The 24329-nt window shown below is 64.7% G+C and carries 23 protein-coding genes; 11 read left to right on the top strand and 12 right to left on the bottom strand.

Features of this window, described 5'->3' with window-relative positions:
- Positions 1-333 precede the first annotated feature (333 nt).
- A complete protein-coding gene (locus tag ABIE53_RS11175) occupies positions 334-1674 on the top strand; it encodes a TAXI family TRAP transporter solute-binding subunit (protein WP_006052816.1) in 1341 nt (446 codons plus the stop codon).
- A gap of 29 nt (positions 1675-1703) precedes the next feature.
- Here ABIE53_RS11175 and ABIE53_RS11180 read toward each other — a convergent pair whose 3' ends face one another.
- Together ABIE53_RS11180 and ABIE53_RS11185 are read right to left on the bottom strand one after the other, a co-directional pair.
- Positions 1704-2567, bottom strand: coding sequence for a ProQ/FinO family protein (locus ABIE53_RS11180; protein ID WP_114156155.1), 864 nt, complete (start codon positions 2565-2567; stop codon positions 1704-1706).
- Between the two features lie 529 nt (positions 2568-3096).
- Entirely contained in the window at positions 3097-3300 is a 204-nt protein-coding gene (locus tag ABIE53_RS11185) for a cold-shock protein (RefSeq protein WP_006052818.1), read from the bottom strand.
- A gap of 306 nt (positions 3301-3606) precedes the next feature.
- Here ABIE53_RS11185 and ABIE53_RS11190 point away from each other — a divergent pair, with 306 nt between their 5' ends.
- Complete coding sequence (locus ABIE53_RS11190) at positions 3607-5052, top strand: NAD-dependent succinate-semialdehyde dehydrogenase (RefSeq protein ID WP_107707802.1); 1446 nt, start codon at positions 3607-3609, stop codon at positions 5050-5052.
- A gap of 107 nt (positions 5053-5159) precedes the next feature.
- Entirely contained in the window at positions 5160-5693 is a 534-nt protein-coding gene (locus ABIE53_RS11195) for a GNAT family N-acetyltransferase (protein WP_310073336.1), read from the top strand.
- A 104-nt stretch (positions 5694-5797) separates the two neighbouring features.
- Here ABIE53_RS11195 and kdgT read toward each other — a convergent pair whose 3' ends face one another.
- On the bottom strand, positions 5798-6814 hold the full coding sequence (gene kdgT, locus ABIE53_RS11200; RefSeq protein WP_053858142.1) for a 2-keto-3-deoxygluconate transporter: 1017 nt from the start codon (positions 6812-6814) through the stop codon (positions 5798-5800).
- A 323-nt stretch (positions 6815-7137) separates the two neighbouring features.
- Between kdgT and kduI the strand changes: the two genes are divergently transcribed.
- The 3 genes from kduI to kdgR all read left to right on the top strand — a co-directional run bounded on the left by kduI (position 7138) and on the right by kdgR (position 9814).
- Complete coding sequence (gene kduI / locus ABIE53_RS11205) at positions 7138-7974, top strand: 5-dehydro-4-deoxy-D-glucuronate isomerase (RefSeq protein WP_114156710.1); 837 nt, start codon at positions 7138-7140, stop codon at positions 7972-7974.
- Between the two features lie 49 nt (positions 7975-8023).
- Entirely contained in the window at positions 8024-8824 is an 801-nt protein-coding gene (gene kduD, locus ABIE53_RS11210; RefSeq protein WP_114156156.1) for a 2-dehydro-3-deoxy-D-gluconate 5-dehydrogenase KduD, read from the top strand.
- Positions 8825-8935: 111 nt separating this feature from the next.
- A complete protein-coding gene (gene kdgR / locus ABIE53_RS11215) occupies positions 8936-9814 on the top strand; it encodes a DNA-binding transcriptional regulator KdgR (protein WP_114156157.1) in 879 nt (292 codons plus the stop codon).
- Between the two features lie 59 nt (positions 9815-9873).
- Here kdgR and ABIE53_RS11220 read toward each other — a convergent pair whose 3' ends face one another.
- The gene (locus tag ABIE53_RS11220) at positions 9874-10428 is read right to left on the bottom strand and encodes a cytochrome b (protein WP_181324897.1); all 555 of its coding nucleotides are present in this window, start codon (positions 10426-10428) and stop codon (positions 9874-9876) included.
- A gap of 659 nt (positions 10429-11087) precedes the next feature.
- On the opposite strand from ABIE53_RS11220, the gene ABIE53_RS11225 reads away from it, so the two are divergent.
- Both ABIE53_RS11225 and ABIE53_RS11230 read left to right on the top strand, forming a co-directional pair.
- Positions 11088-11462 (top strand): hypothetical protein, encoded by a 375-nt coding sequence (locus ABIE53_RS11225; protein WP_029968545.1) that lies wholly within the window; start codon positions 11088-11090, stop codon positions 11460-11462.
- Between the two features lie 114 nt (positions 11463-11576).
- On the top strand, positions 11577-11846 hold the full coding sequence (locus tag ABIE53_RS11230) for a hypothetical protein (RefSeq protein ID WP_006052828.1): 270 nt from the start codon (positions 11577-11579) through the stop codon (positions 11844-11846).
- Positions 11847-11933: 87 nt separating this feature from the next.
- Here the strand turns inward: ABIE53_RS11230 and ABIE53_RS11235 are convergent, their stop codons facing one another.
- The 5 genes from ABIE53_RS11235 to mprF form a co-directional block, all read right to left on the bottom strand.
- Complete coding sequence (locus tag ABIE53_RS11235; RefSeq protein ID WP_114156158.1) at positions 11934-12185, bottom strand: hypothetical protein; 252 nt, start codon at positions 12183-12185, stop codon at positions 11934-11936.
- Positions 12186-12339: 154 nt separating this feature from the next.
- A complete protein-coding gene (locus ABIE53_RS11240; protein ID WP_006052830.1) occupies positions 12340-13518 on the bottom strand; it encodes a 4-hydroxybenzoate 3-monooxygenase in 1179 nt (392 codons plus the stop codon).
- Positions 13519-13766: 248 nt separating this feature from the next.
- Positions 13767-15338, bottom strand: a complete 1572-nt coding sequence (gene ilvA, locus ABIE53_RS11245) for a threonine ammonia-lyase, biosynthetic (RefSeq protein WP_114156159.1) — start codon at positions 15336-15338, stop codon at positions 13767-13769.
- A gap of 266 nt (positions 15339-15604) precedes the next feature.
- On the bottom strand, positions 15605-16909 hold the full coding sequence (locus tag ABIE53_RS11250) for a virulence factor family protein (protein WP_114156160.1): 1305 nt from the start codon (positions 16907-16909) through the stop codon (positions 15605-15607).
- Complete coding sequence (mprF, locus tag ABIE53_RS11255) at positions 16906-19458, bottom strand: bifunctional lysylphosphatidylglycerol flippase/synthetase MprF (protein WP_244231001.1); 2553 nt, start codon at positions 19456-19458, stop codon at positions 16906-16908. The genes ABIE53_RS11250 and mprF overlap by 4 nt, the downstream gene beginning before the upstream one ends.
- 40 nt (positions 19459-19498) lie before the next feature.
- Between mprF and ABIE53_RS11260 the strand changes: the two genes are divergently transcribed.
- Together ABIE53_RS11260 and ABIE53_RS11265 are read left to right on the top strand one after the other, a co-directional pair.
- A complete protein-coding gene (locus ABIE53_RS11260; protein WP_006053305.1) occupies positions 19499-19705 on the top strand; it encodes a hypothetical protein in 207 nt (68 codons plus the stop codon).
- A gap of 156 nt (positions 19706-19861) precedes the next feature.
- Positions 19862-20008, top strand: coding sequence for a hypothetical protein (locus tag ABIE53_RS11265; RefSeq protein ID WP_165919781.1), 147 nt, complete (start codon positions 19862-19864; stop codon positions 20006-20008).
- Positions 20009-20189: 181 nt separating this feature from the next.
- Here the strand turns inward: ABIE53_RS11265 and ABIE53_RS11270 are convergent, their stop codons facing one another.
- The gene (locus ABIE53_RS11270; RefSeq protein ID WP_013588207.1) at positions 20190-20342 is read right to left on the bottom strand and encodes a hypothetical protein; all 153 of its coding nucleotides are present in this window, start codon (positions 20340-20342) and stop codon (positions 20190-20192) included.
- A 234-nt stretch (positions 20343-20576) separates the two neighbouring features.
- Between ABIE53_RS11270 and ABIE53_RS11275 the strand changes: the two genes are divergently transcribed.
- Complete coding sequence (locus ABIE53_RS11275; protein ID WP_114156162.1) at positions 20577-21974, top strand: MFS transporter; 1398 nt, start codon at positions 20577-20579, stop codon at positions 21972-21974.
- 227 nt (positions 21975-22201) lie between these two features.
- Here the strand turns inward: ABIE53_RS11275 and ABIE53_RS11280 are convergent, their stop codons facing one another.
- The gene (locus ABIE53_RS11280) at positions 22202-22696 is read right to left on the bottom strand and encodes a DUF421 domain-containing protein (protein ID WP_053858148.1); all 495 of its coding nucleotides are present in this window, start codon (positions 22694-22696) and stop codon (positions 22202-22204) included.
- 165 nt (positions 22697-22861) lie between these two features.
- Positions 22862-24328, bottom strand: coding sequence for a c-type cytochrome (locus tag ABIE53_RS11285; protein ID WP_114156711.1), 1467 nt, complete (start codon positions 24326-24328; stop codon positions 22862-22864).
- Position 24329 lies beyond the last annotated feature (1 nt).

The following is a 24329-nucleotide window of genomic DNA, read 5'->3' on the forward strand; positions in this document are numbered from 1 at the left end:
AAGGCAGCCGAACAATGGGAAAGATGCGGTCGGCCGGCGATGTGTCGCGCTCACCGCTTGCGTCCGAAGACGAGAATATGCAGAGCGATGCTCAGCAGCACCGCCAATGCACCTAAAGTATCCAATGCAGCAGACAACACGATCGTCTCCTTGGCAGCTCGGGCTGCTCATTGCTTGAGAACGATTGCATGGCCCTTCGATTAAAGGACTTTTGCAACGCGCGCCGCGAATCAGGCAAACAACAGGGCAACCAACAATAGAGCAAACTTCCGACGACAAGTCCGCCCGCCGCAGTAGACAATGCCCTGATCCCGGCTACCGCACGCCATGCCTATGAAAGCGCAACGTCCGCGTCGTCCTCCGCCGCTTCCTCGCGAATCGCTTCATGCCGAGTGGCGCGATCACACGCTGCCCTATATCGTCGTCGCCGCGGCGGTCGCGCTTGTCGTCACGCTGATCGTGTGGCTCGTCGATCCGGCGCCGCCGAAAACGATCACGCTCAGCGCCGGTCCGCAAGATAGCTCGTTTGTCGCCGCCGCCGATCAGTACAAGAAAATTCTCGCGCAAAACGGCATCAAACTGAACGTACTCGAATCGGACGGCTCGGTGCAGAACCTTCAGCGTCTGCTCGATCCGAAGCAGCACGTCGACCTCGCGCTCGTGCAAGGCGGCGTGGCGGACGGGCTGGATACGTCGTCGCTGATGTCGCTCGGCAGCGTCTTTTATGTGCCGATCGTGGTGTTTTATCGCGGCACCGGCGTAACGGAGCTGGCGCAGCTCGAAGGCAAGCGGATCGCCGTGGGCCGCGAAGGCAGCGGCACGCGCCTGCTCGCGCTGAAGCTGCTGGACGCGAACGGCATTGGGTCCGGCGACGATACGACGCTCGTGCCGAGCGACGGTCTGCAAGCGGCCACGCAGCTCGTCGCGGGCGAGGTCGATGCGGCGATTCTCAGCGGCGATTCCGCGACCCGCGGGCTGATGCTGCGCCTGCTTCGCGTGCCCGGCATTTCGGTGATGAATTTCGACGAAGCCAGCGCCTATACGCGGCTTTTTCCGTATCTGGATCAGATCGATCTGCCGCCTGGCGTGCTGGATCTGCGGCACAAGATTCCGCCCGAGACCGTGCATCTGATCAGCCCGACCGTCGAGCTTGTCGCGCGTACCGATCTGCATCCGGCCATTTCCGATCTGCTGATCGAGGCGGCGCAGGAAGTGCACGGCAGGCCGGGCCTGCTGCAGCGCGCGGGACAATTCCCGAGCCCGATCGCGCACGAGTATCAGATCAGCGAGGACGCGCAGCGCTACTACCGCACCGGCAAGAGCTTCCTATACCGGACGCTGCCGTTCTGGCTCGCGAGCATCGGCGACCGCACGCTCGTGCTGCTGTTGCCGATCGCAGTGCTGCTTTTTCCGGCGATGCGGCTGGTTCCGGCGCTGTATCGCTGGCGTGTACGTTCGCGCATCTATCGCTATTACGGTTCGCTGATCGCCATCGAGCGCGGCGCGCTCGCGCAAACCACCGACGAAGAGCGCAAGCGGCTCTTCGCGGAACTGGATCAGATCGAGGAATCGTTGAATCGGCTGCGCATGCCGCTCGCTTACGCCGACGCGTTCTATGTGCTGCGCGAACACGTCGGCTTCGTGCGCGGCCGGCTGGGGGCGGCGGTGCGTTGAGCGGCCACCGGGTGATTGGTGGCCGATGCTCAGGCTTCGCGAGTGGCGGGAGCCGTCTCGGAGAGGTTGGCGGATTGCGCAGCGAGTTTGTCGTCAGACGGCGCATCGGCGGCGGTGGACTGCGGCTCGTTGGGCTCGGCTTGTTGCGGGGTGGCTTGCGACGCTTCTTGCGAACCCTGCTGTGACGCTTGCGCATCCACAGGCGCTTGGTTCTGCGCACCCACAGCATCGGCGGAAGCAGCAGATGCAGCCGGCGCAGCCGCTGCCGCCGCACTCTTCGCGCTCTTCGCCGCGCGATGCGCCTGCAGGCGCTGCGCGCCCGCCGCTTCCTGAGCCGTGACCTTGCCCGCCTCGGCGCCCGTCAGGTCGACGCGCGCGGCGCCTTCCACGAGACACTTCCAGTAGCGGCTGCCGCGGCACCACGTCTTGATCGCGTCGCGCAACTCGGCTTCGCTCAGCGACAGTTCCTTGGCATGCACCACGAGGTCTTCGAAGATGCCGACCTTCAGCGGCAGCTTCGGCGCCGGGTTCTTCGGGAACGCGTTCGGGAAGCGCTTTTGCAGACGGCCGATGGACTTCACCACCGGATCGACCGGCTTGGCGTCCGCGGCCGGCGCGCCAGCATTGGGACCCCCGCCGGGACCGCGCCGCGATTGTGACGGCTGCGACGGCTTGCCGGCAGGCCGCGCGCCCTGTCGGGCGCCCGCACCGGGGCCCGCGCCCGGCTTCGCGGATTTCGCAGCCGGCCTGCCATCGCTCCTGACATCGCGCCTTGAATCCGGCTTGCCCTCGGGCCTCGCGCCGGATTTGCCGTCAGCCTTCGCGGCCGGCGCAGCCTGGGCCCGTGCCGCGGCCAGTTGCTTCTTCAGTTCAGCGAGTTGTTCGAAACCCATAGCGCACAACCAATCAAGAAAGGGGAGATTGTAGCAGCGCTCCGTAAGAGATTAGTGACGGCATTGCAACGCCGGGCGGGCTGCCAGCATGCGCGGGCGCCTCTTTGCGATGCCGTTGGGCACTAACGCAGCGGATTATGCAAGGTGCAATAACCGTTCGGACGCTCGCTCCCCGCCCGGCGAGCGAACCGGGTGTCCGCGCGGGCATTGCGTCGGCTTCGCCCGCACGAGGGTTGCAGAAGGTTTCGGGATGCTGATTAACTTGCCGGCAAGTTTCCACTCAGCGGGCCGCTCAGCGCGGCCACTAAGCGCGCCCACTAAGCGCGCCCACTAAGCGCGGCCAAGATAACCGCATCGGCGCACGACGGGCCGCGCTCACCGAAGCCGGCGACGCTCGAGCGCGGCGTTCACAGCCACGCCAGACGCTGCGGCGATCTCGGCGATCGCAGCAAGCGCGGCGCTCGCCGTCATCATGCAAAGCGCCGCGCAACGATCGCGAACGTGTGCGCGGCGCTAGCCGCATCGCCGGCTAGATAGGCTTGATGTCCGCGGCCTGCTTTCCTTTCGGCCCCTGCTTCACTTCGAAGCTGACCTTCTGATTTTCCTGCAGCGATTTGAAACCCTCGGAGCGAATCTCCGAGAAATGGGCGAACAGGTCTTCACCTCCGTCGTCGGGTGTGATGAAGCCGAAGCCTTTTGCGTCGTTGAACCACTTTACTGTACCGGTAGGCATGTCGATTCCTCATGTGCATCTGGTTGACTGGGACTGCCGCTCGACTGTACGCCACTTGACGCGCCGGCGCTCTCCCCGGGCTTTCCATGACTAGCGCCTGGCGTCGACGCACAGGCCGCGGCGGCCGTCCGGAAACTGGGGTCGCAAGATGCGTGCCGCGCCCGCCGCGAGCGGAGCGGCCGCCGGTACGTTTGAGCGCAATCAGATAAGATGTTTCCTTATCGGCAGTCCATTCTCGGCCACGCGCGTTCGGCTCTGTACGCGAGCGCAGCGCAGCCTGTCGTTTTCCCATTTACAGGAACCAGCATGGCAATTTCGAGCTATACCGATACCCGACTTCTGATCAACGGCGAGTGGTGCGATGCCGCGAGCGGCAAGACTCTCGACGTATTGAACCCCGCTACCGGCCAGGTCATCGGCAAGGTGGCGCACGCCGGCATCGCCGATCTCGACCGTGCGCTCGAAGCGGCTCAGCGCGGCTTCGAAGCCTGGCGCAAGGTGCCCGCGCACGAGCGCGCCGCGGTGATGCGCAAGGCAGCCGCGCTGGTGCGCGAGCGCGCGTCCGACATCGGCCGCCTCATGACGCAGGAACAGGGCAAGCCGTTCGCCGAAGCGAAGGTCGAAGTGCTGGCCGCGGCGGACATCATCGAATGGTTCGCCGACGAAGGCCGCCGCCTCTATGGCCGCGTGGTGCCGTCGCGCAATCTCGCCGCGCAGCAACTCGTGCTGAAGGAACCGATCGGCCCGGTCGCCGCCTTCACGCCGTGGAATTTCCCGGTCAACCAGATCGTGCGCAAGCTGAGCGCGGCGCTCGCGAGCGGCTGCTCGTTCCTCGTGAAGGCGCCGGAAGAAACCCCGGCGTCGCCGGCGGGTCTGTTGCAGGCGTTCGTCGAAGCGGGCGTGCCGGCGGGCACCGTTGGCCTCGTGTTCGGCGATCCGGCCGAAATCTCGAACTACCTGATCCCGCATCCGGTGATCCGCAAGGTCACGTTCACGGGCTCCACGCCGGTCGGCAAGCAACTGGCCTCGCTGGCCGGCGCGCACATGAAGCGCGCGACGATGGAGCTCGGCGGCCACGCGCCGGTCATCGTCGCTGAAGACGCCGACGTCGCGCTCGCGGTCAAGGCAGCCGGCGGCGCGAAGTTCCGCAACGCGGGCCAGGTGTGCATTTCGCCGACACGCTTTCTGGTGCACAACAGCATCCGCGAAGAGTTCGCCGCGGCGCTCGTCAAGCACGCCGAGGGCCTGAAACTCGGCGACGGTCTCGCGGACGGCACGACCCTCGGGCCGCTCGCCAACGCGCGACGCCTGACGGCGATGAGCAAGGTGCTCGACGACGCGCGCAAGACCGGCGCGAAGATCGAAACGGGCGGCGAGCGCGTCGGCACCGAAGGCAACTTCTTCGCGCCGACGGTGCTCACCAACGTGTCGCTCGAAGCCGACGTGTTCAACAACGAGCCGTTCGGCCCGATCGCGGCGATCCGCGGTTTCGACAAGCTCGAGGAAGCGATCGCCGAAGCGAACCGCCTGCCGTTCGGTCTCGCGGGTTACGCGTTCACGAAGTCGTTCGCGAATGTGCATCTGCTGTCGCAGCAACTGGAAGTCGGCATGCTGTGGATCAACCAGCCCGCCACGCCGACGCCGGAAATGCCGTTCGGCGGCGTGAAGGATTCGGGCTACGGCTCGGAAGGCGGACCGGAAGCGATGGAAGCGTATCTGGTCACGAAGGCCGTGACGGTGATGTCGTCGTAACGCATGCAGTAACGCGGGCAACGGCTGATCGTTGCTGGCTGTAGAGAGTCCGCGAGTTGATGCTCGCGGACTTTTTTATTTCATCGACAAACGTTTTGTGTGAACTCATGCAACCCACGCTGACGGGCAACACGGTCGAACTGCGGCCACTGCAACGCGATCACGCGCAAGCGTTGCTCGAAGCCGCCGCCGATGGGCAATTGTGGAATCTGACGCTGACTGTCGTGCCAGGGCCCGGCACGATCGACGGTTATATCGACGCGGCGCTCGCCGGACGTGACGCGGGAACAGTCATGCCGTTCGTGATCGTGCGCCGCGATACGGGTGCGGTGGTCGGCAGCACGCGGTTCTGGAAAATCGACTACGCGAATCGCAAGCTCGAAATCGGGCACACGTGGTTCGGCGAATCGGCGCAGCGTTCGGCCGTCAATACCGAGGCGAAATATCTGCTGCTGCGTCATGCATTCGAAGCAATGCAATGCGTGCGCGTGCAGTTCACCACCGACGAGCTCAACGACAAGTCGCGCGCGGCGATTCTGCGAATCGGCGCAAAGCAGGAAGGCGTGGTTCGCCACGAGCGCATCATGCCGGACGGCCGCAAGCGCAACTCGGTGCGCTTTAGCATCATCGACGACGAATGAGCGCACGTTAAGGCCATGCTCGAAACGAAACTGGGGCCGCGTTAAAGCGGCCCCGGCGTTTCTACGCTCGGTCAGCGAGCATCAGCGCGCATGCTCACACCCGCTCACACATGCACGTCGCTCTCCTTCAGCGGCGTCGCCGCGGGCGTCAGCAATTCCTCGCGCAACGTATCGCGCGCGTGATGACGGCGCACCCACAGCGCGGTCAGCATCGGCACCAGAATCGCGGTCACGAGGCAGGCGGTCGCGACCATCGCCGTCGCGGCCGGCACGAGCGGCTTGAAGCTCGGAATCATCTCGCCGATGATCGCCGGGTTGGCCACCGCCGCGCCCGCCGTCGACGAAGCCGCGAGTCCCGCCGCGCCGTTGCCGCCCGCGATCCAGCGGTCCGCGAGAATCAGCGGAATGCCGGTCACGACGATCACCGCAAGGCCGAGCAGCACGCCCGCCATGCCGCTCTTCGCGATCACGTTCAGGTCGATGCCGTTGCCGAGCGCGAAGCCGAAAAACGGAATCAGCGGATGCACGCAGCGGCCGAAGAACTCGCGCAGATCGCTGTCGATATTGCCGAGCGCGAAACCGATCAGAAACGGCAGCACCGCGCCCACGAAAAGCCGCGGCTCGAAGAACGCGACGCCCGTCGCGCCGAGAATGATCATGCTGACGAGCGGCCCCGATTCGACCGACATCAGCACGAATGCGCCGGCCTCCTCTTTCGTGCCGTACTGCTGCATCACCGCGGCGTAGAGACCGCCGTTGGTCATGTCCATCGACGTCGTGATCGCGAGCACCGAGAGCCCGGCGAAGAGCCCGGCCTTGATGCCGTCGATGGGAATGAAATGCGATGCCACGAGGGTCGCGATCCACGCGACGACCATCTTCGTGACGAGCAGCGTGCCGGACTTGCGCAGCACAGTGCCGGTGGCGCGCAGGTCGATCGTCGCGCCCATGCAGAAAAACCAGACCGCGAGAATCGGCACGGTGCCGGCGATCAGGCCGTTGGTGAACGAGCCGAAATACTTGCCCGCGCCGGGCGCGAACGTATGAACGCAGGCGCCGAGCAGCAGCGGCACGAGCATCAGGCCGCCAGGAATGCGGTCGATGGCCTTCTTGAGCTTCATTGTCTCCTCCGTGGACTTGACGTCCAGTTGTCCGGTAACTCCACCTTGGGTAAGCACCGGTCTGACGCCGGCTGCTCCCTTTCGGCGCAATATAGCATCGAGTCAGGAACGTCGTTCCGGTTTTTTGCGCGACGAGGATAATCGTTTACCCGGCCTATGCTGGCGGGCCTCCGCTGGCTCACCCATGCCTCGCAATTTTTTATGGACCACTGTTCCGAAAAGGCGAATAACGCGCTACAGTCGAGCCCATGCGTGCGCCGCCGCTAAGCTGGGTAACTGCGGGAAGGCGCCCACCCACCGGAGACACAATCATGGAAGCAACGCTGCACGTGAGGCAGGCCGTCAACAGCGAGTATGCGAAGACGCTGGACACCGCCGGATTGCGCAAGGAGTTCCTCGTCGACGAGGTGTTCGAGCGCGACGCGCTGCGGCTCACGTATAGCCACATCGACCGCATCATTGTGGGCGGCGCGTGGCCCGCCGCGCGCGCCGTCGAAGTGCCCGGCTCGCTCGGCAAGGCGATCGGCGTCAGCTATCTGCTCGAGCGGCGCGAACTGGGCGCGATCAACATCGGCGGCGACGGTTGGGTCGACGTCGACGGCACGCGCTACACGGTGCGTAACGAGGAGGCGATCTACATCGGCCGCGGCGCGCAATCGGTAGCCTTCGGCAGCGACGACGCCGCGCAGCCGGCCAAGTTCTACCTGAACTGCGCACCCGCACACGAGTCGCATCCGACTCGCACGATCTCGCTCGCGCAGGCGTCGCCGCAAACGCTCGGCGATGCCGCGACGAGCAACCGCCGCACCATCTACAAGTTCATCGTGCCCGAGGTGCTGCCGACCTGCCAGTTGTCGATGGGCATGACCAAGCTCGAACCCGGCAGCCTGTGGAACACGATGCCCTGCCATACGCACGAGCGGCGCATGGAGGTGTATTTCTATTTCAATGTCGCCGACGATGCCGCCGTCTTTCACATGATGGGCGAGCCGAGCGAGACGCGGCACATCGTCGTGCATAACGAACAGGCGGTGATCTCGCCGAGCTGGTCGATCCACTCGGGCGTCGGCACGCGGGCCTATACGTTCATCTGGGGGATGGTCGGCGAAAACCAGGTGTTCAGCGACATGGACCATATCGCGGTGCGGGACCTGCGCTGAGCGCATCGCATCGCATCGCATCGGCCGCTCGCCATACGAAACTCACGACATGGGCTTTGACATTGTGAATATCTCCGCCACCAACCGCCCCGTGACCCATCCGTTCGATCTGACTGGCAAGGTCGCCATCGTCACCGGCAGCAACGCGGGCCTCGGCGCGGGCATGGCGCTCGCGCTCGCCGAGGCGGGCTGCGACATCGTCGGCGTGTCGCGTGCCGATGCGGGCGATACGCCCGAGCGCGTCGCCGCCGCGGGGCGCAGATTCGCAGACGTGCGCGCGGACCTCGCGTCGATTGCGCCAGTGGACGACATCGTGCGCGCCGCAGTGGAAGCGTTCGGACGTGTCGACGTGCTGGTGAACAACGCGGGCATCATCCGTCGCGAGAACGCGCTCGACTTCACCGAGGACGACTGGGACGCCGTGATGGACCTCAATCTGAAAAGCCTCTTCTTTCTCGCGCAGGCCACGGCAAGACAATTCGTCGCGCAGCAAAGCGGCGGCAAGATCATCAACATCGCGTCGATGCTGTCGTTCCAGGGCGGCATACGCGTCGCGTCGTACACGGCGTCGAAAAGCGGCGTGCTCGGGCTCACGCGGCTTCTTGCCAACGAATGGGCCGCGCAGCGCATCAACGTGAACGCGATTGCGCCCGGCTACATGGCCACCGCGAACACCGCGGCGTTGCGTGAGGACGCGCAGCGCAACGACGAAATCCTGAGCCGCATTCCGGCCGGCCGCTGGGGCGCGCCGGACGATCTCGCGGGACCGGTGGTTTTTCTGGCGTCGTCCGCGTCGGACTACGTGCACGGGCATACACTCGCAGTAGACGGCGGATGGCTCGCGCGCTGAGTCTTCAACATACGCGACGAGACGCGGTATGCTCGCGGCGTCCGCCGCAACGCGGCACGCAATAGCGTTCGAATACGGTTCGAATAGAAGTTCGATCAGGGAATCACGGAAATGGCAGCAACCGGCAAACAGCAGCGTAAGGACGTTCCCGCGACCCTTGCGCACGACGCGGACAGCGTCGAGTGCGGCAGCGACAAAGGCGAATCGGCTTCGTCGATTGGCCGCGTGTTCGCGATTCTCGGCGCGATCGGCGACAGCGGGCAGATCGGCATCAGCGAACTGTCGCAACGGCTCGGCATGTCGAAGACGACCGTGCATCGCGTCGTGCAGACGCTGAAGGCGCTCGGCTACGTGACGCAGGAAGTCGAGACCGAGCGCTACCGTCTGACCATCCGTCTGTTCGAACTCGGCGCGAAGGCGCTGGAGAGTGTCGATCTCGTGCGCGAAGCCGACGTCGAAATGCGCCGCATCGGCCAGCTCACACGCGAGGCGGTGCACCTCGGCGCATTCGACGAAGACGCGATCATCTATATCCACAAGATCGACGCCGATTACGGGCTGCGCATGCAGTCGCGGATTGGCCGGCGCAATCCGCTTCACAGCACGGCAATCGGCAAGGTGCTGCTCGCGTGGATGGAGCCGGCCGACGCGCGCGAGGTGCTGTCTCACGTCGAATTCCGCAAGTCGACGCAAAAGACGTTGTCGTCGGCCGAGGCAGTGTTGAGCATTCTGCCGCGCGTTCGCGAGCAAGGTTACGGCGAAGACAACGAGGAGCAGGAAGAAGGCTTGCAGTGTATCGCGGTGCCGGTGTTCGACCGCTTTGGCCGCGTGATCGCCGGCCTGTCCATTTCATTTCCGACCATGCGCTGCGGCGCCGATACGAAGTCGCACTACGTCGCGCTGCTGCGCGAGTCGGGCCTTGCGATCTCGACGCGGCTCGGCTATCGCGAAGCAGCCGCGCCGCAGCATGCGGCCGCCGAACCGGGTTGATCGAGCGCTGATGCAGCGTTCAGGTTGCGTTCAGGTTGCGTTCAGGCAATCGCACCCGCTCAAGGCAGCATCCGCTGCAAGACATCGTCCTTCAGCACGAAGCGATGAAAGAGCGCGCCCGCCACATGCAAGCCGATCAGCACGAGCAAGACCCACGCAAGATACCCGTGGATGTCGCCCATCTCATGCCCGACGCTGGAGCCGGTCGGCGAAATCGACGGATACGGCAGCACGCCGAAAAGCTTGATCGTCCAGCCGCGCGATGACGCGTTCGCCCATCCGAGCACCGGCACGACGACAAGCGCGAGATACAGCAGTCCGTGCGTGATATGCGAAACGACGCGAAAAAACGGCGACACCGATGCCGGCGACGGACGATGCGTGGCACGCCAGACGATTCGCAGCACGACGGCCGCGATTAAGGTTGCGCCCACACCGAGATGCCACGCAATCAGCCCTTCGGGCAGCGTGCCCTTGTGAATGTCCGGCATGGTCCAGCCGATCACGAACTGCGCCGCAATCAGCAAGACGATCAGCCAGTGAAGCAAGCGGGCGACGCCGTCATAGCCGGTCGCATAACGGCGCGCATTCGTATCGAAGGATTGCATCTTCATAGGACGTCTCGTTTCTCGTTGGGCATCGTGGGTTGGGCACGGGGCGGGCGCCGGCGTGCGAGCCAGTATGCTACCGGTCAAATATTAATAAAAGCTGAACTGCGGTCCGGCCGATTGACCAATCTCAGGCCTCGCGTCGCAAACGATCAACGTAAAACGCCAGTCTGCAACCGAATGTATCCGCGCGGCATATAGGCCGCGTCTCGCCCTGCCTTCCGCTTTTCAGCGCTGCTTGCACCACGCCTTTGTTGCGCCACGCCTCATCCAAGACCTGCGTACGCGGCCTTTTCATAGCGTGCTCAATGGCTTGCCCCTCGTTTGCACTTCGTAGCCGCGGTCATCACGCGGCACGTGCGCCCTCGCCTGCCCGCGCCCTGCACAAACAGTCCACGCGATGCACGCGACACGTCCTGTTACACACGAACACAACGGTAATACCGCCTCTCAGTAGAGTTCGGATCAACAGCAACGAGGAGCAATCTCATGAAACGAATTTTTGCGCTGGTCATTCTGGCGGCGACGCTCGGCACCGCGTTGAGCGGTTGCATCGTGGTGCCCGATGGCGGCTATCACAACCATTACCGTTACCACGACCGTTACTGATCGCGGCGCGCGCCGAGCCCTACACACTCAATCATAAGAACACGGGAACCCACCCCATGAATCAATCACGAAGCCGCTTGCTCTCTATTGCGATCGTCGCCGGTGTCGGCATCGGGGCGTCGTCGGCGGCGCTCGCTCACGTCGACGTCGGCGTGAACATCGGCGTTCCGGGCGTCGTGTATGCGCCCGAGCCGGTCTATGCGCCGCCTCCGCCGCCGGTGTATGCGCCGCCGCCACCGGTGGTCGTCGTTAGTCCCGGCTGGTATGGCGAGCGTTACTACGACGGTCATCGCTATTGGGAACGTCGCGAATGGGAAGAGCGTCATCGCGAACGCGAATGGCGCGACGCGCGCGGTCCGCACGGAGACTGGCGCGGCCACGGCGAAGGACATGGCCGCGGCGAGTGGCACGGCCACGGCGGCGATCATTGATCGCGCGTAGTGCGGCGCTACACGTTATGACGATCGCGCCGCGCTGCATTGGGCTTTGCCTTTGCATTGAGGTCTGCGTTTGCGTTTGCATCGGCAGCTTGCAGGAGCGACAACTTGGTACGCACTGATCCACGACGAGTCAGCGCGCAGATCGACGGCATGCTCGTCTGCGCGGAGTACAGCGAACAGACCGGCCAGTTGTGTTTGCGGCAGAACGGCGCGCTCGTTCGCGAATGGTTTCCACCGCATTCGTGGATGGCGATTGCGTCCGTCGCGGGCGCGCGGCATTGGGGCACGCGACCAACCGACGACGACCTCATCGCACTGCTGCGCAACGAGATGACGTTGTTGCGCTCGCCGCAATCCGGCACGATGCAGAAATAGAAAACCGCGCGGCGCCTAGGGCGTCATGCGGTTTTTTCGTTTGCGGTTTGAACGCGAAAACTCCGCGCCCTGCTCTTTCGACAAACTTTATCGTGCGTTATAAACCGGCGGCGAATACGAACTGAACGTGACGTCGCCGCCGCGGCCCGCTTGCCACGAACCGTGGCTGCCCGAACCATAGCCGCTGTTCTCGACTCGCGCGGCGCCCTGCTGGCCCGCGGCCTGACTTTGAATAACCTCGACGCCTTGCTGCGCGGCTTGCCCCGACGTCTGCGCCATCGAAACGATCGGCGCGCCCAGCGCGACGGCAACTGCAACAGCCTGAATGAGCGATTTCATTTGACCACCTCCAGTCATGCTTCTTATGTGTGCTGCGAACGGAATTCGTTGCAGCGGTGAAGGCAGTGTAGGTGCGCCGTCGTAGACGATAAATCCGCTAATCCTGAATTCACTGTTGCTGTTGCACCGACAATCGCAGCCGCCGGCGTTGCGCTCAGTCTTGCGGCACGGCCACGCCGACGTAGTTCTCCGCCATCACCGTGGCCGCGCTGCGCGACGTCGTCACGTATTCCAGTTCGGCCACCTGAAGCTGCTGCTCGAACGGCGACGCGCCCTCGATCCGATGCATCATGCTCGTCATCCAGTACGAGAAATGCTCCGCGCGCCAGATGCGCTTGAGCGCCGTTTCGCTATAGCGTTCGAGCAGATCGCTGCGGTTCTCGACGTAGAACGCGTTCAATGCCTTCGTGAGCAACCGCACGTCGGCGACCGCAAGGTTCATCCCTTTTGCGCCGGTCGGCGGCACGATATGCGCGGCGTCGCCGGCCAGGAAGAGCCGGCCATGCTGCATCGTCGCCGAAACGAAACTGCGCATGCCGACAATGTTCTTCTGAAATATCTTGCCGTCCTTCACGTGCTGACCATCGTGCGAATCGACGCGTGCATGCAGTTCGGCCCAGATGCGGTCGTCGGACCAGTTATCGACGGAATCTTTCGGATCGCATTGAAAGTACATGCGCTGCACGTTGGCCGAGCGCGTGCTGATCAGCGCAAAGCCGCGGTCGTGGCGCGCATAAATGAGTTCATCGGAAGACGGCGGCCCTTCGCATAGGATCCCGAACCATCCGAACGGGTACACGCGTTCGAAGTCGCGGCGCAACGCCTGCGGAATCGATGCGCGCGAAACGCCCTGCGAGCCGTCGCAGCCGATTACGAAGTCGCACTGCAACTCGCAGAGTTCGCCTTCGTGGCGGTAGCGGATCGACGGCTTGTCGGTGTCGATGCCATGCAGCGACGTCTCCGATACGCCGAAGCGCAATTCCCCGCCCGCTGCCACGCGCGCCGCGACCAGATCCTTGATGACCTCGTGCTGTGCATACACGGTGATCGAGTGGCCCGTCAGTCCGGTCAGATCGATGCGGCGGCGCTTGCCTTCGAACGCAAGCTCGAAGCCGTGATGCAGCGCGCCCTCCGCCTTCATGCGCTCGCCGACGCCGGCTTGCGTCAGCAGATCCATCGTGCCCTGCTCGAGCACGCCGGCGCGTATCGTCGATTCGATCTGCTCGCGCGTGCGCGTTTCGAGCACGACCGACTCGATACCGCGCAGATGAAGAAGATGAGAAAGAAGCAGGCCCGCGGGCCCCGCGCCGATGATGCCAACCTGAGTGCGCATGATGTGTCTCCTGAGTGCAAGTGTGATTTGCGCCCAGTTTGACGATTGGCCCGGCTATCGCGCAACGCGATACGGCGGATACGCTGTATCGTCTTTTGAGATAGCAGGACAGCGCTGCAAGCGTCACGCAAAGCCGCCGATACGGCGCGACGCCCTGCTGACGGCGCTTGCAGCGCAGTGCCTGTTTATGCGGTGCGATTGCTCGTACGTGAGGCGCTCAAGGTAAACCCCGAGTGCGCCGATAACGTTCAGCCGAGGAACAGCCGGTAAACCGGATTCTGCGTCTCTTCCCAGTACGGATAGCCGAGCGTCGCGAGGAAGCGGTCGAACTCGGCGTTATCCGTTTCCGGCACTTGGATGCCGACGAGAATCGAGCTGTAGTCCGCGCCCTGGTTCCGATAGTGGAAGAGGCTGATGTTCCAGTCCGGCGCCATCGACGAAAGGAATTTCATCAGCGCACCTGGCCGCTCGGGAAATTCGAAGCGGAACAGACGTTCGTCGTGTGCGAGCGGCGAGCGGCCGCCGACCATATAGCGAATGTGTTGCTTCGAGAGTTCGTCGAAAGTCAGATCGACGGTGGCGAAGTTGTGCGCCTCGAAGGCGCTTGCGATCTGCGCCGATTCGCTGCGGTTCCTGATCTGCACGCCCACGAAGATATGCGCGGATTCGGCTTGCGCAATCCGGTAATTGAATTCGGTCACGCTGCGTGTGCCGACCAGTTCGCAGAATCGTTTGAAGCTGCCGCGCTCTTCCGGGATCGTCACCGCGAATACCGCTTCGCGCGCCTCGCCGACTTCGGCGCGTTCGGCGACGAAGCGCATCCGGTCGAAGTTCATGTTCGCGCCCGACGTGATCGCGATCAGCGTCTGGTTCTCGATGCCTTCGCGCTCCGCATATTGCTTCGCGCCCGCGACTGCGAGCGAGCCCGCCGGTTCGAGCACGCTGCGCGTATCCTGGAAGACATCCTTGATCGCGGCGCAGAGTGCGTCGGTGTTGACCAGCAGCACGTCGTCGAGATATTCGCTGCACAGGCGGAAGGTTTCTTCGCCGACGAGTTTGACGGCGGTGCCATCGGAAAACAGACCGACTTCATTCAGCGTCACGCGCTCGCCCGCTTTCAACGACGCGGCCATCGCGCACGAATCGTCGGTCTGCACGCCGATCACCTTGATCTCCGGGCGCACCGATTTCACATACGCCGCGACACCCGCCGCGAGTCCGCCGCCGCCAATCGGCACGAAGATCGCGTGAATCGGGCCTTGATGCTGGCTCAGAATTTCCATCGCGACGGTGCCCTGGCCGGCGATCACATACGGATCGTCGAACGGATGCACGAAGGTCAGGTCGCGCTCTTTCTGCAACTGAACCGCGTGGCCGTACGCATCGCTAAACGATTCCCCAAACTGCACGACTTCGACCGTCGGCCCGCCATGCGCGCGCACGGCATCGACCTTGACCTGTGGCGTCGTGACCGGCACCACGATGATCGCCTTAACGCCCATGCGTGCCGCCGACAACGCCACGCCCTGCGCATGATTGCCCGCCGACGCGGTGATTACGCCGCGCGCGAGCGCGTCGGCGGACATGTGCGCCATCTTGTTGTACGCGCCGCGCAGCTTGAACGAGAACACCGGCTGGTTATCCTCGCGCTTTAGATACACGGGATTACGCAGACGCGCCGACAGATGCCGCGCGCGTTCGAGCTCGGTCTCGCGGGCCACGTCGTAGACGCGCGCGGTGAGGGTTTTTTTCAGGTAGTCGTGACGAAGCGCGACATGGTCGACGGCTTCATCGAGCGGTTGTGATTCGCGTGAGGGCAAGGCAAGCTCCTGTGCGGCAAGGACGTGTCATCGAAAGTCGACCAGGAGGCGGAGCAAGCGGACATAAAAAACCCGCCTCGTGGGGCGGGTTATGTGTGACTGCTATCAGACGCGCGCTAACCCACCATTCGATGAATGATGCTAATAATCAGCGCAATACGGATGTCGAGGCAGTTCATGCGGACGATCATCGTTGACTGGTCAGGATTTGTCAATGCAAGTGTGCCGCGAGTCCACCGTGCGAAACGAGCGCGCGATCAGCGCACTCAATCCCGCACGCCGCTCTGCTTCTTGAACGAACTCAGAATGCGCCGCTCGAGCGCGTTGTAATCGCCGCCGAAATGATGGTCGCCCGACGTGCGAATCACTTCGATGCCGGTCTTCGTCAGCGTCGGACACAGCGTGTCCTCCTCGTTCTGGCCGTAGATGCATTGCACGATCGCGGGCGGCACACGCGCCAGTTCAGGGCGCACTTTCAGCGCCTTGTCGCTCGCGGGCATGCCGAGCCAGCCGCCGACGCGAATCTGGAAATCCGCGTCAGGCGCAAAGCCGAGCAGCGAGATCAGCGACACCTTCGCGCGCAACGCCTCGGGCAAGCGGTTATACGCGAACGGCATCACGTCCGCGCCGAACGAATAGCCGATCAGTGCAATGTGCTCGGCATGCCAGCGCGCGCCGTAGGTTTGCATCACGCGCGCGAGGTCGCGGCTCGTTTGCGCGGGCGGCTTCTCGCTCCAGAAGTAGCGCAGACTGTCGATGCCGATCACCGACACGCCGTCTTTCTGCAACGCCTGGGCGATGGTCTTGTCGAGATCGCGCCAGCCGCCGTCGCCGGAAATCACGACGGCCATCAGGCCGTTCGGATGCGCGGCGGGCAGTTCGATGAGCGGCAGATCGGAGACGTCCTCGTCATGCGTCGACACGGTTTGCAGATGCGGCGCGATCAGCGCGACAAGACGCGCGCGGTCGGCGTTGCCTGCGTTGCCTGCGTTGCCTGCGTTGCCCGTCGATGCCTTTTCGACGAAGCCCGGAATCTTGTCGCGAATGATCGTCGAATCGGGCGGGCACGGCTTGAAGCGCGGATCGAGCGTGTGCTCCGCATCCACGACGACAGCCCCGGCGATCGTGTTCGACGGCGCCTGCTCCAGCACCTGCATCGCGAGCGTCGCGCCCTGGCCCGTGCCCGCGACGATCGGCGCGAAGTAATGGTTCGACAGCGACTGCCGCTCGAGTTGATGGCTCAACGCTTCGGCATCGCCGACGAGCTGATGGCAGGCTTCTTTCTTCTGCGCAGGATCGGTCGCGAGCTTCGCGGCATAGCGCGCGGTATCCACGCCGACGGTCAATGCGCCCTGCTTCGCCAGCGCGTCGGCGCTTTGCTGATCGGCCGCGCTCCAGCCGCTCGCCTGCGAGTAAAGCACCACGAAGCCGCGCAGGGGACCGACCGGCTGCGTGACGGTGACGTTGCCGTAGCGGCCGCCGGAAATGGTGGTCGTCGCCGCGTTCGCGAGCGTGCTGCCCGCCACGAGGCCCGCCACGACGGCGAGCCTGAAAAACGATTGCAAAGTCATGAACGCCGGCCTCCCGCCAGCAATGACAGGTCCGCGAGCGTGAAGACCACGCCCACCGAACCCGACGCCGCGAGATAGCGCGGCTCCCAATGCGGCTGGAACTTGCTCTTGAAAGCGCGCAGTCCGCGGAAGTTATAGAAGCGGCCGCCGAAGCGCCACACGATGCCGGCAAGCCGGTGCCAGCGCGACGCAAGCGGCGTCGGCTGCATGCCCGAGAGCGGCGCGATGCCGAGACTCAGCGAGCGGAAACCGGCCTGCTTCAGATGCAAGGCCAGTTGCGTGAACAGATATTCCATCGCGTACGGCGACGCGCTTTCCACGTGACGCATCACGCCGACGGTCGCCTCGGTGTTCAGGTCGGTCGTCATGAAGGTGACGAACGCGACCGGCTCGCCGTTCTGGCGGACCAGCATCACCGATTGCGCGGCGAGGTATTCGTCGGTGAAAGCGGCGACCGAAAAGCTCTTCTCGCGCGCATCGCGGCTATTGAGCCAGCCGTTGGAAATGCCGCGCAACGTTTCGAGCGACGCCGGCACGTTCGCCTGGTCGATCACTTCGACCGTGAAGCCGTCGCGCTCGCCGCGCTTGAGCGCGTAGCGCAGATGCGCGCGGTGCGAGCCCTTGAGATCGAAATCATCGAGCACGACGTGCGCTTCCTCGCCGAGCTTCATCAGCGAGAGGCCCGCGTCGAGATAGAGCGGTAACGCGTTCGCGCGCACCTGGTAGAAGGCCGCGCGTCCGCCGTGCGCATGCGCGAGCGCGACGAACTTGCTGATGAGACCGGCCCACTCCGCGCGCGGACCCACGGGATCGTGCAGCGCGGCCCACGTGCGGCCGTATTTCGCGTACATCAGGAACGCTTGCCGCGACTCCGAGAACAGGAAGCTCTTGTCGCCCATCAGTGCGAGGCCGGCGTCGCTGCGCTCCTGCGCGCGCACGATGCGCGCCGCGTCCTGCAAATCTTCCGGCGCGGGCTTCACGAAGTGGCCCGGCGCGGGACGCAGCAACTGCCAGAACGAGAACGTCGCGGCGAACAGGCTCGCAGCGAGCGTTGCGCGCAGCGCACGCGGCGCGCGTTCGTCGAAGGCGAATTGCCACCACAGGTCACGCGTATAAGGAACGTCGCGGAACGCGAACAGCATGACCCACGTCGCGAGCATCAGCACCATCGCGACCGAGACGAGCCAGCCGGCCGTGAAGCGCTCGGCGAACAGCGACGAATGACGATTGAAGCGCCGGCGCGTCGCGAGCAGCAGCACGATCAGCGTGCACAACACACCGGCTTCGACGAATGCCAGCCCCTTGGTCAGCGACAACGCGAGGCTCAGCACCGCGAGCAGCAAGGTCATCCACCAGGCGGCATCGAGACGCCGCAGCAGCCCGCGCGCGACGAACAGCAGCAGCACGCCGAGCACGCTGCACAGCATCTGCGAGCTTTCGAGCACCCACAGCGGCAGCACGTCGCGAAGAATATGAAGGCGCTGCCAGAACGCGGGCGTCGCACTCGAGATCACCAGCATGCCGCCGACCACGAACGTGACGAGGCTCAGAAACAGCGGCGCGAGTTTCGACGCGGCCGCCGCATGGCGCAGCGGCAGACGGCCTTTCAGCGCGCGGCCCTCGAAACCCGCGAGCAGCGCAGCCGATACGACGAGCGGCGCGCCGAAGTAGATCGCTCGATAAGCGAGCAGCGCGGCGACCATTTGCTGGGTCGCGACGCTGCCGTTCAGCGTGAACACCATCGCCGCTTCGAACACGCCGACGCCGCCGGGCGTATGGCCGATCAGGCCGAGCAGCATGGCCGCGGCATAGACGGTAATGAAGGTGACGAAGCTCACGTGTGCATGCGGCAGCAGCGCCCACAACGCGAGGCCGGCGGCGATCACGTCGACGACCGCAAGGCCGACTTGCTCGAGCAGATCGCGGCGCGCGGGGATGTCGAACGAAAGCCATTGCCAGCGCGTGCGGATCGCGCGCGTCTCGGCGCGGCATGCGGCGGTCAGCAGAATCAGCGCGGCGAGCAGCAACGCACCGACCCAGCGGACGGTGCCGGGCGAAAGATGCAGCATCGGTGCAAGCGGGCTGGCGAGGCAGACCATGCCGAACGCCGTCATCAGGACCAGTGCAAGCGCGAGCGAGACGCTCGTGAAGACCGTCATGCGGCCGATCTGCGCGGGCGTGATGCTCGAGGCGCCATACACGCGGGCGCGCACCGCGCCGCCCGTCAACGCGCCGAAGCCGGTGGCGTTGCCGAGCGCCGAGCCGGCCGTCGCGCCGATCCATAGCGCCGGGCGCGGCACACTCGCACCCAGGTAGCGCAAGCCGACTGCATCGCGGCCGACGAGCGCCACGTAGCTGAGCGCCGTGGCGGCCAGCGCGGCGGTCCACTCGGAGGCGGACAAGCGGCGCAGCTCGTGCATCACCGAGCGGTAGTCGACGGCCTGCGACAAATGCTGGAGCACGCCGAGCAGCAGCGCGCAGATCGCCAGCGCGAGCACGGGCGAGAGCAATCCCCTGATGCCTCGCGCTTTGGATGCGCGGACGAACATCGCGCCCAGCCGGTCGAATTTATTCTTATATCGATGGAACATGGTCAATGCGGGCCTTGCGTGGAGCTGTCAGCTGTCGCGGCGACGGGCCGTCTGCCGCCAGGTCGCCTTGCGGCGATTACAACTGGATAACGGCAAGCAGATCAAAAGGTTGACACTGCGGGCCTTTGCGCCGGGGTTTAACCTGGGCGGAACCCGCGCCGCGCCGGCCGGCCCGGAAGTCAGGGGGCTGAAGTTTAAACGCTAATCGTGGACGGTCAACGAAGATTCGTCGCGGGTTGACGTGAGCTGTGAGCCACGGCTGGCTAAGCTTTTTGCCGCAAGTGCCGTAATCGCAAGCAATAGCCTCGCGAGATGCGATCCGTTGGTCGCACAAACGGGGCACTTGACGGGAGAAACGATGATGGCCGAACAGGATTGGATGATGGCGGGCTTGTATCTGGCGGCCCTCGCGTCGACCGTGCTGGCGATGAGCGCCTGGTCCGCGCGAGCGGCGAAAATGCGGCGAACGGTTACGCTTATCCGTTTGCCGCGTCGTTCGGGCGAGTAAGCCGCGAGTAAGCCGCGAGTCAGCCGCGAATAAGCCACGGGAAGCGCGCGGCGTTCACAAAGCAAAAGCGGCGCGAAATGCGCCGCTTGTTGCTTGCTGACCCGCGTTCGTTTGACGCGCGACCGTCTTTAACGCGCGACCGTCGACAGCGCCTTTCAGCGTGCCCGGCCGCGTTTGCCGCTTACTGCGGGCGGCGATGCGCCTCAGCGATCACGGCGCAGTTTTGCAGATGCAGATTCAGTGCGTGCAGCGCGAGAGCGCGCAGTTTCGCGAGCCAGTTGCCCTTGGCGGCGACGGTGTTACGGGCGGATGCAGCGTTCGTGGCGGTGTTCATATCGAGGCTCCTGTATAGGGTTTCTACCTAGGGAATAACCCGATTATAGTCCTCTCGTTGCGCAGTGCAACAAAAAATAAAGCTGTTGCGCAAGAATCACAGCGGCGTCGGCAGCGCGCTCCGAGGTCGATGACCGCAAAAAGGGCGGCATGCAGGCCCGCAGTATTAACAAACCGCACCGTACAGGTGCAATAATGACCCCTTTGCCTGCGACCGCCCGCCGCAGCTTTGTCCATGACCGCCGCCCGCACCGCCCTGATAGCGCCTCTGATCGTCGCGTGCGCGATGTTCATGGAAAGCGTCGACGCCAACGTGATCGTCACCGCCCTGCCCGCGATGGCGCGCGACTTCGGGCGCGACCCGGTGGCGCTGAAAATCGCGGTCACGAGCTACGTGCTCGGGCTCGGCGTGTTCATCCCCGTTTGCGGGTGGCTCGCCGACCGCTTCGGCGCTCGCACCGTGTTTCGCACGGCAATCGGCATCTTCGTGGCCGGCTCGCTGCTGTGCGCGGCGTCGAATTCGCTGGCCACCTTCACGCTCGCGCGCTTCGTCCAGGGCGTCGGCGGCGCGATGATGGTGCCGGTCGGCCGCATCATCATCTTCCGGGTCGTGCACAAGGCCGACTTCATCCGCGCGATGAATTATCTGAGCGTGCCCGCGATGCTCGGCCCCGCAGCCGGGCCGCTGCTCGGCGGCTTCATCACGACTTATCTGCACTGGCGCCTGATTTTCTTTATCAACGTGCCGATCGGCATCCTCGGCATCTATCTGACGAACAAGCACATCGCCAACACGCGCGAGCCGCATCCCGGCCCGCTCGACTGGATCGGCTTTTTTCTGTCGGCGGCGGGCGCGGTGCTGCTTCTGCTCGGGTTGTCGCTGATCGGCGGCGAGCTGATCGCCAATCGCGACGCGTTCGGCATGTGCGGGGTCGGCGCGGTGCTGCTGGTGCTTTACGTCGTGTATGCGCAGCGCGCGCGGCTGCCGCTGCTCGATTTGCGCTTTTTCAAGGTGCCGACGTTTCAGGCGAGCGTGCTCGGCGGATCGCTGTTTCGCATCGGTCTCGGCGCGCTGCCGTTCCTGCTGCCGCTGATGCTTCAGGAAGGACACGGCATGAGCGCGTTTCAGTCCGGCCTGATTACCTGCGCGTCGGCATTCGGCGGCATGTTCATGCGCACGGTCGCGTCGCGCGTGCTGCATCGCTATGGTTTTCGCTCGGTGCTGGTGGTCAACGCGGCGCTGTCGGGCGTTTCGATCGCGGCGTGCGGGCTGTTTTTTCCCGGCACGCCGACGTGGATCATCTGGGTCGTGGTGCTGCTCGGCGGCTTCTTTCCCGCGCTGCAATTCACGAGTCTCAATTCGTTGACCTACGCGGAAATCGCGAGCCGCGACGTCGGGCGGGCGACGAGCCTCGGCAGTGTCGTGCAACAGATGTCGCTCGGTCTCGGCGTGACGGTCGGCGGCATCGTGCTGCAGATTTCACGCATGCTGAACGGCCACGACGCGATCATGTGGTCGGATTTCTGGCCCGCGTTTCTCGTGGTGGGATTGTGCTCGTTCGCGTCGATTCCGGTGACGTTGCGGCTGCCGCGTGGCGCCGGGGAAGAAATCTCGCGCGGTGGGCGCGGCTGACGACGAGCCGATAGCGCGGGCTGCGGGGGCTGGTGGCTTGGCGAGCTGGTGACTTACCTGTCGCGCTGCTGGTCTGTCGCGCTGCTCGTCTGCCACGCTGCTCGTCTGTCGCGCTGCTCGTCTGCCACGCTGCTCGTCTGTCGCGCTGCTCGTCTGCCACGCTGCTCGTCTGTCGCGCTGCAGGTCTCCCGCGCTGCTCGTCTGCCCCGCTGCCCGCCGCGCCGAATTCACTGCTCCTTGCGGATCACGCTCACTTCGCCGTTGCGCTCGAGAATCGCCGCGGCGACCTTGTCGAGCGAGCGGGAGCCGATCTTCTGCCGCACGCTTTCCCGCACATCGTTCGAGGTCATCAGCGCGGCCTGCAGTTGATCGTCGTTGAATGCGCCGTTGCTGAACAGCTCGCGCTCGACGCCGCCGACGAGCCGCTCGATCGCATGCGAGCGCATGCAGATCCACGCAAGCAGGCGATGGCAAACGACGATCACGAGCGACGCCAGCACAGTCGCGACGAACGGCGAGGCGCCCACGATCGCGCGGCTCAACGTGGCGCCCAGCAGAATGACCACCACCGAATCGAACGGCGAGCGCTGTCCCAACGAACGCCGTCCGGAGATCCTGATCAGCACGAGTGCGATCAGAAACACGACGACCGCGCGCAGGCTCATCTGCAGCGGGTCGAGATCGCGCCCTTGCCCGAACAGCAGATAAATCGCGTCCATCATTGTTTTGTCCTCCGGGTCCGGCCCGCCTCCGTTCGATGAAGGCAAGGCCATGCGCAGTACCGGCAGCAGATGCCAAGGAGAAGCAAACCATGTGCCGATCGCCGGACGCGGCGACGCTATTCCGAGGCGCTATTCCAGGCGCTATTCCAGGCGCTGTTTGAGGCGCTACTTCCCCAGCTTCGCCCGCACACGCGACACATCGCGCGACGTCACCGGCGCAGCCGCGTTGCCCCACGTATTGCGGATAAACGTCAGCACGCGCGCCATTTCGTTATCGGTCAGTTTGTCCGTGAAGGACGGCATCTTGCGCGGCTCCGGACCGCTGAGTGTGTGCGGACTCTCGCCGCCTTCGACCAGCAAGCGCACGAGCGATGTACTCGATGCCCCGAGCACGGCGGGATTGCCCGCCAGCCGCGGATACTTTTGCGGCACGCCGGCGCCGTCCATCTGATGACATCGCGCGCAATACGTTGCGTAGATGCCGGCGCCGGGCCGCTCGACGTCGCCGGTTCTGAGCGCCCGCACGGTCTGCTGCGCGGCGCGCGAGTTTGCGTTGAAGCGGCCGTTCGGCGCGCGCGGCGGCAGGCTCTTCAGATATGCGGCGATGGCGGCGCGGTCGGCATCGCTCAGGTACTGGGTGCTGTCTTCGACCACTTGCACCATGCTGCCGAAAGTCACGAGTCCGCCGCCGTGGCCGGCTTTGAGGAAGGCGGCGATGTCGTCGGCGGAAAATCGGCCGAGGCCCGACCCGGGATCGGCGGTGAGGTTCGAGGCGAACCAGTTGTCGTTGGTGCCGCCCGTCAGATACGTCGAACTCGAATGGCTGTAGCCGCGCTCGTTGAACGCGGGGCCGCGCGGCGTGTGGCACGCGCCGCAATGTCCGAGCGATTGCACGAGGTAGGCGCCGCGGTTCCATTGCGCGTCATGCGCGGGGTCCGGCTGGTACTGCCTGGTCGGCGCAAAAACCCAGTCCCAGAACAGCAGCGCCCAACGCTGGTTGAACGGGAACGGCAGACGCGTCGTCGGCGCGGGTGTCGGCACAGGCTGCACGCCGTGCATAAAGTACGCGTAGAGGGCGTGCATGTCGTCGTCGGTGATCTTCGAAAACGATGGGTATGGCATCGCCGGATAAAGCCGCTTGCCGCCTCGCGCGACGCCCTCGCGCAACGCGCGCGCAAAGTCTTCGTAGCTGTAGCGGCCGATGCCCGCTTGCGGATCGGGTGTGATGTTCGACGAATAGATGGTGCCGAACGGCGAGCCCATGCCGAGGCCGCCCGCGAACGGCGGCGTCGCTACCGGCTTCGCGCCAGGCTGGGGGATGCGCGGCGGGGCTGTGTGGCAGCCGGCGCAATCGGCGGCTTTCGCGAGGTAGGCGCCGCGGGCGATTTCGGTGGGGTTGGTGTTGGTAGCGTTGGTGTTGGCGTTGGCCTCGCCCGTGGCCGTGCTGTTCGTTGCGGTGCTGGTTATGCCCTTGCCCGCCCCGCTCGCCGCGGCTTCTCGCGCATGGCTCGCGGCATCGTGCAACAACATGCCCATCACCGCGAGCGCGACCGCGGCCACACTGCCCGCGCGCCAACCTCGCGGCACCAGGCGGCCGCCGCGCATCACGATAAAATCACGAAGGCCGCGCATC

This window comes from Paraburkholderia sp. OAS925, assembly GCF_040543975.1.
Taxonomy (GTDB): Bacteria; Pseudomonadota; Gammaproteobacteria; order Burkholderiales; family Burkholderiaceae; genus Paraburkholderia; species Paraburkholderia graminis.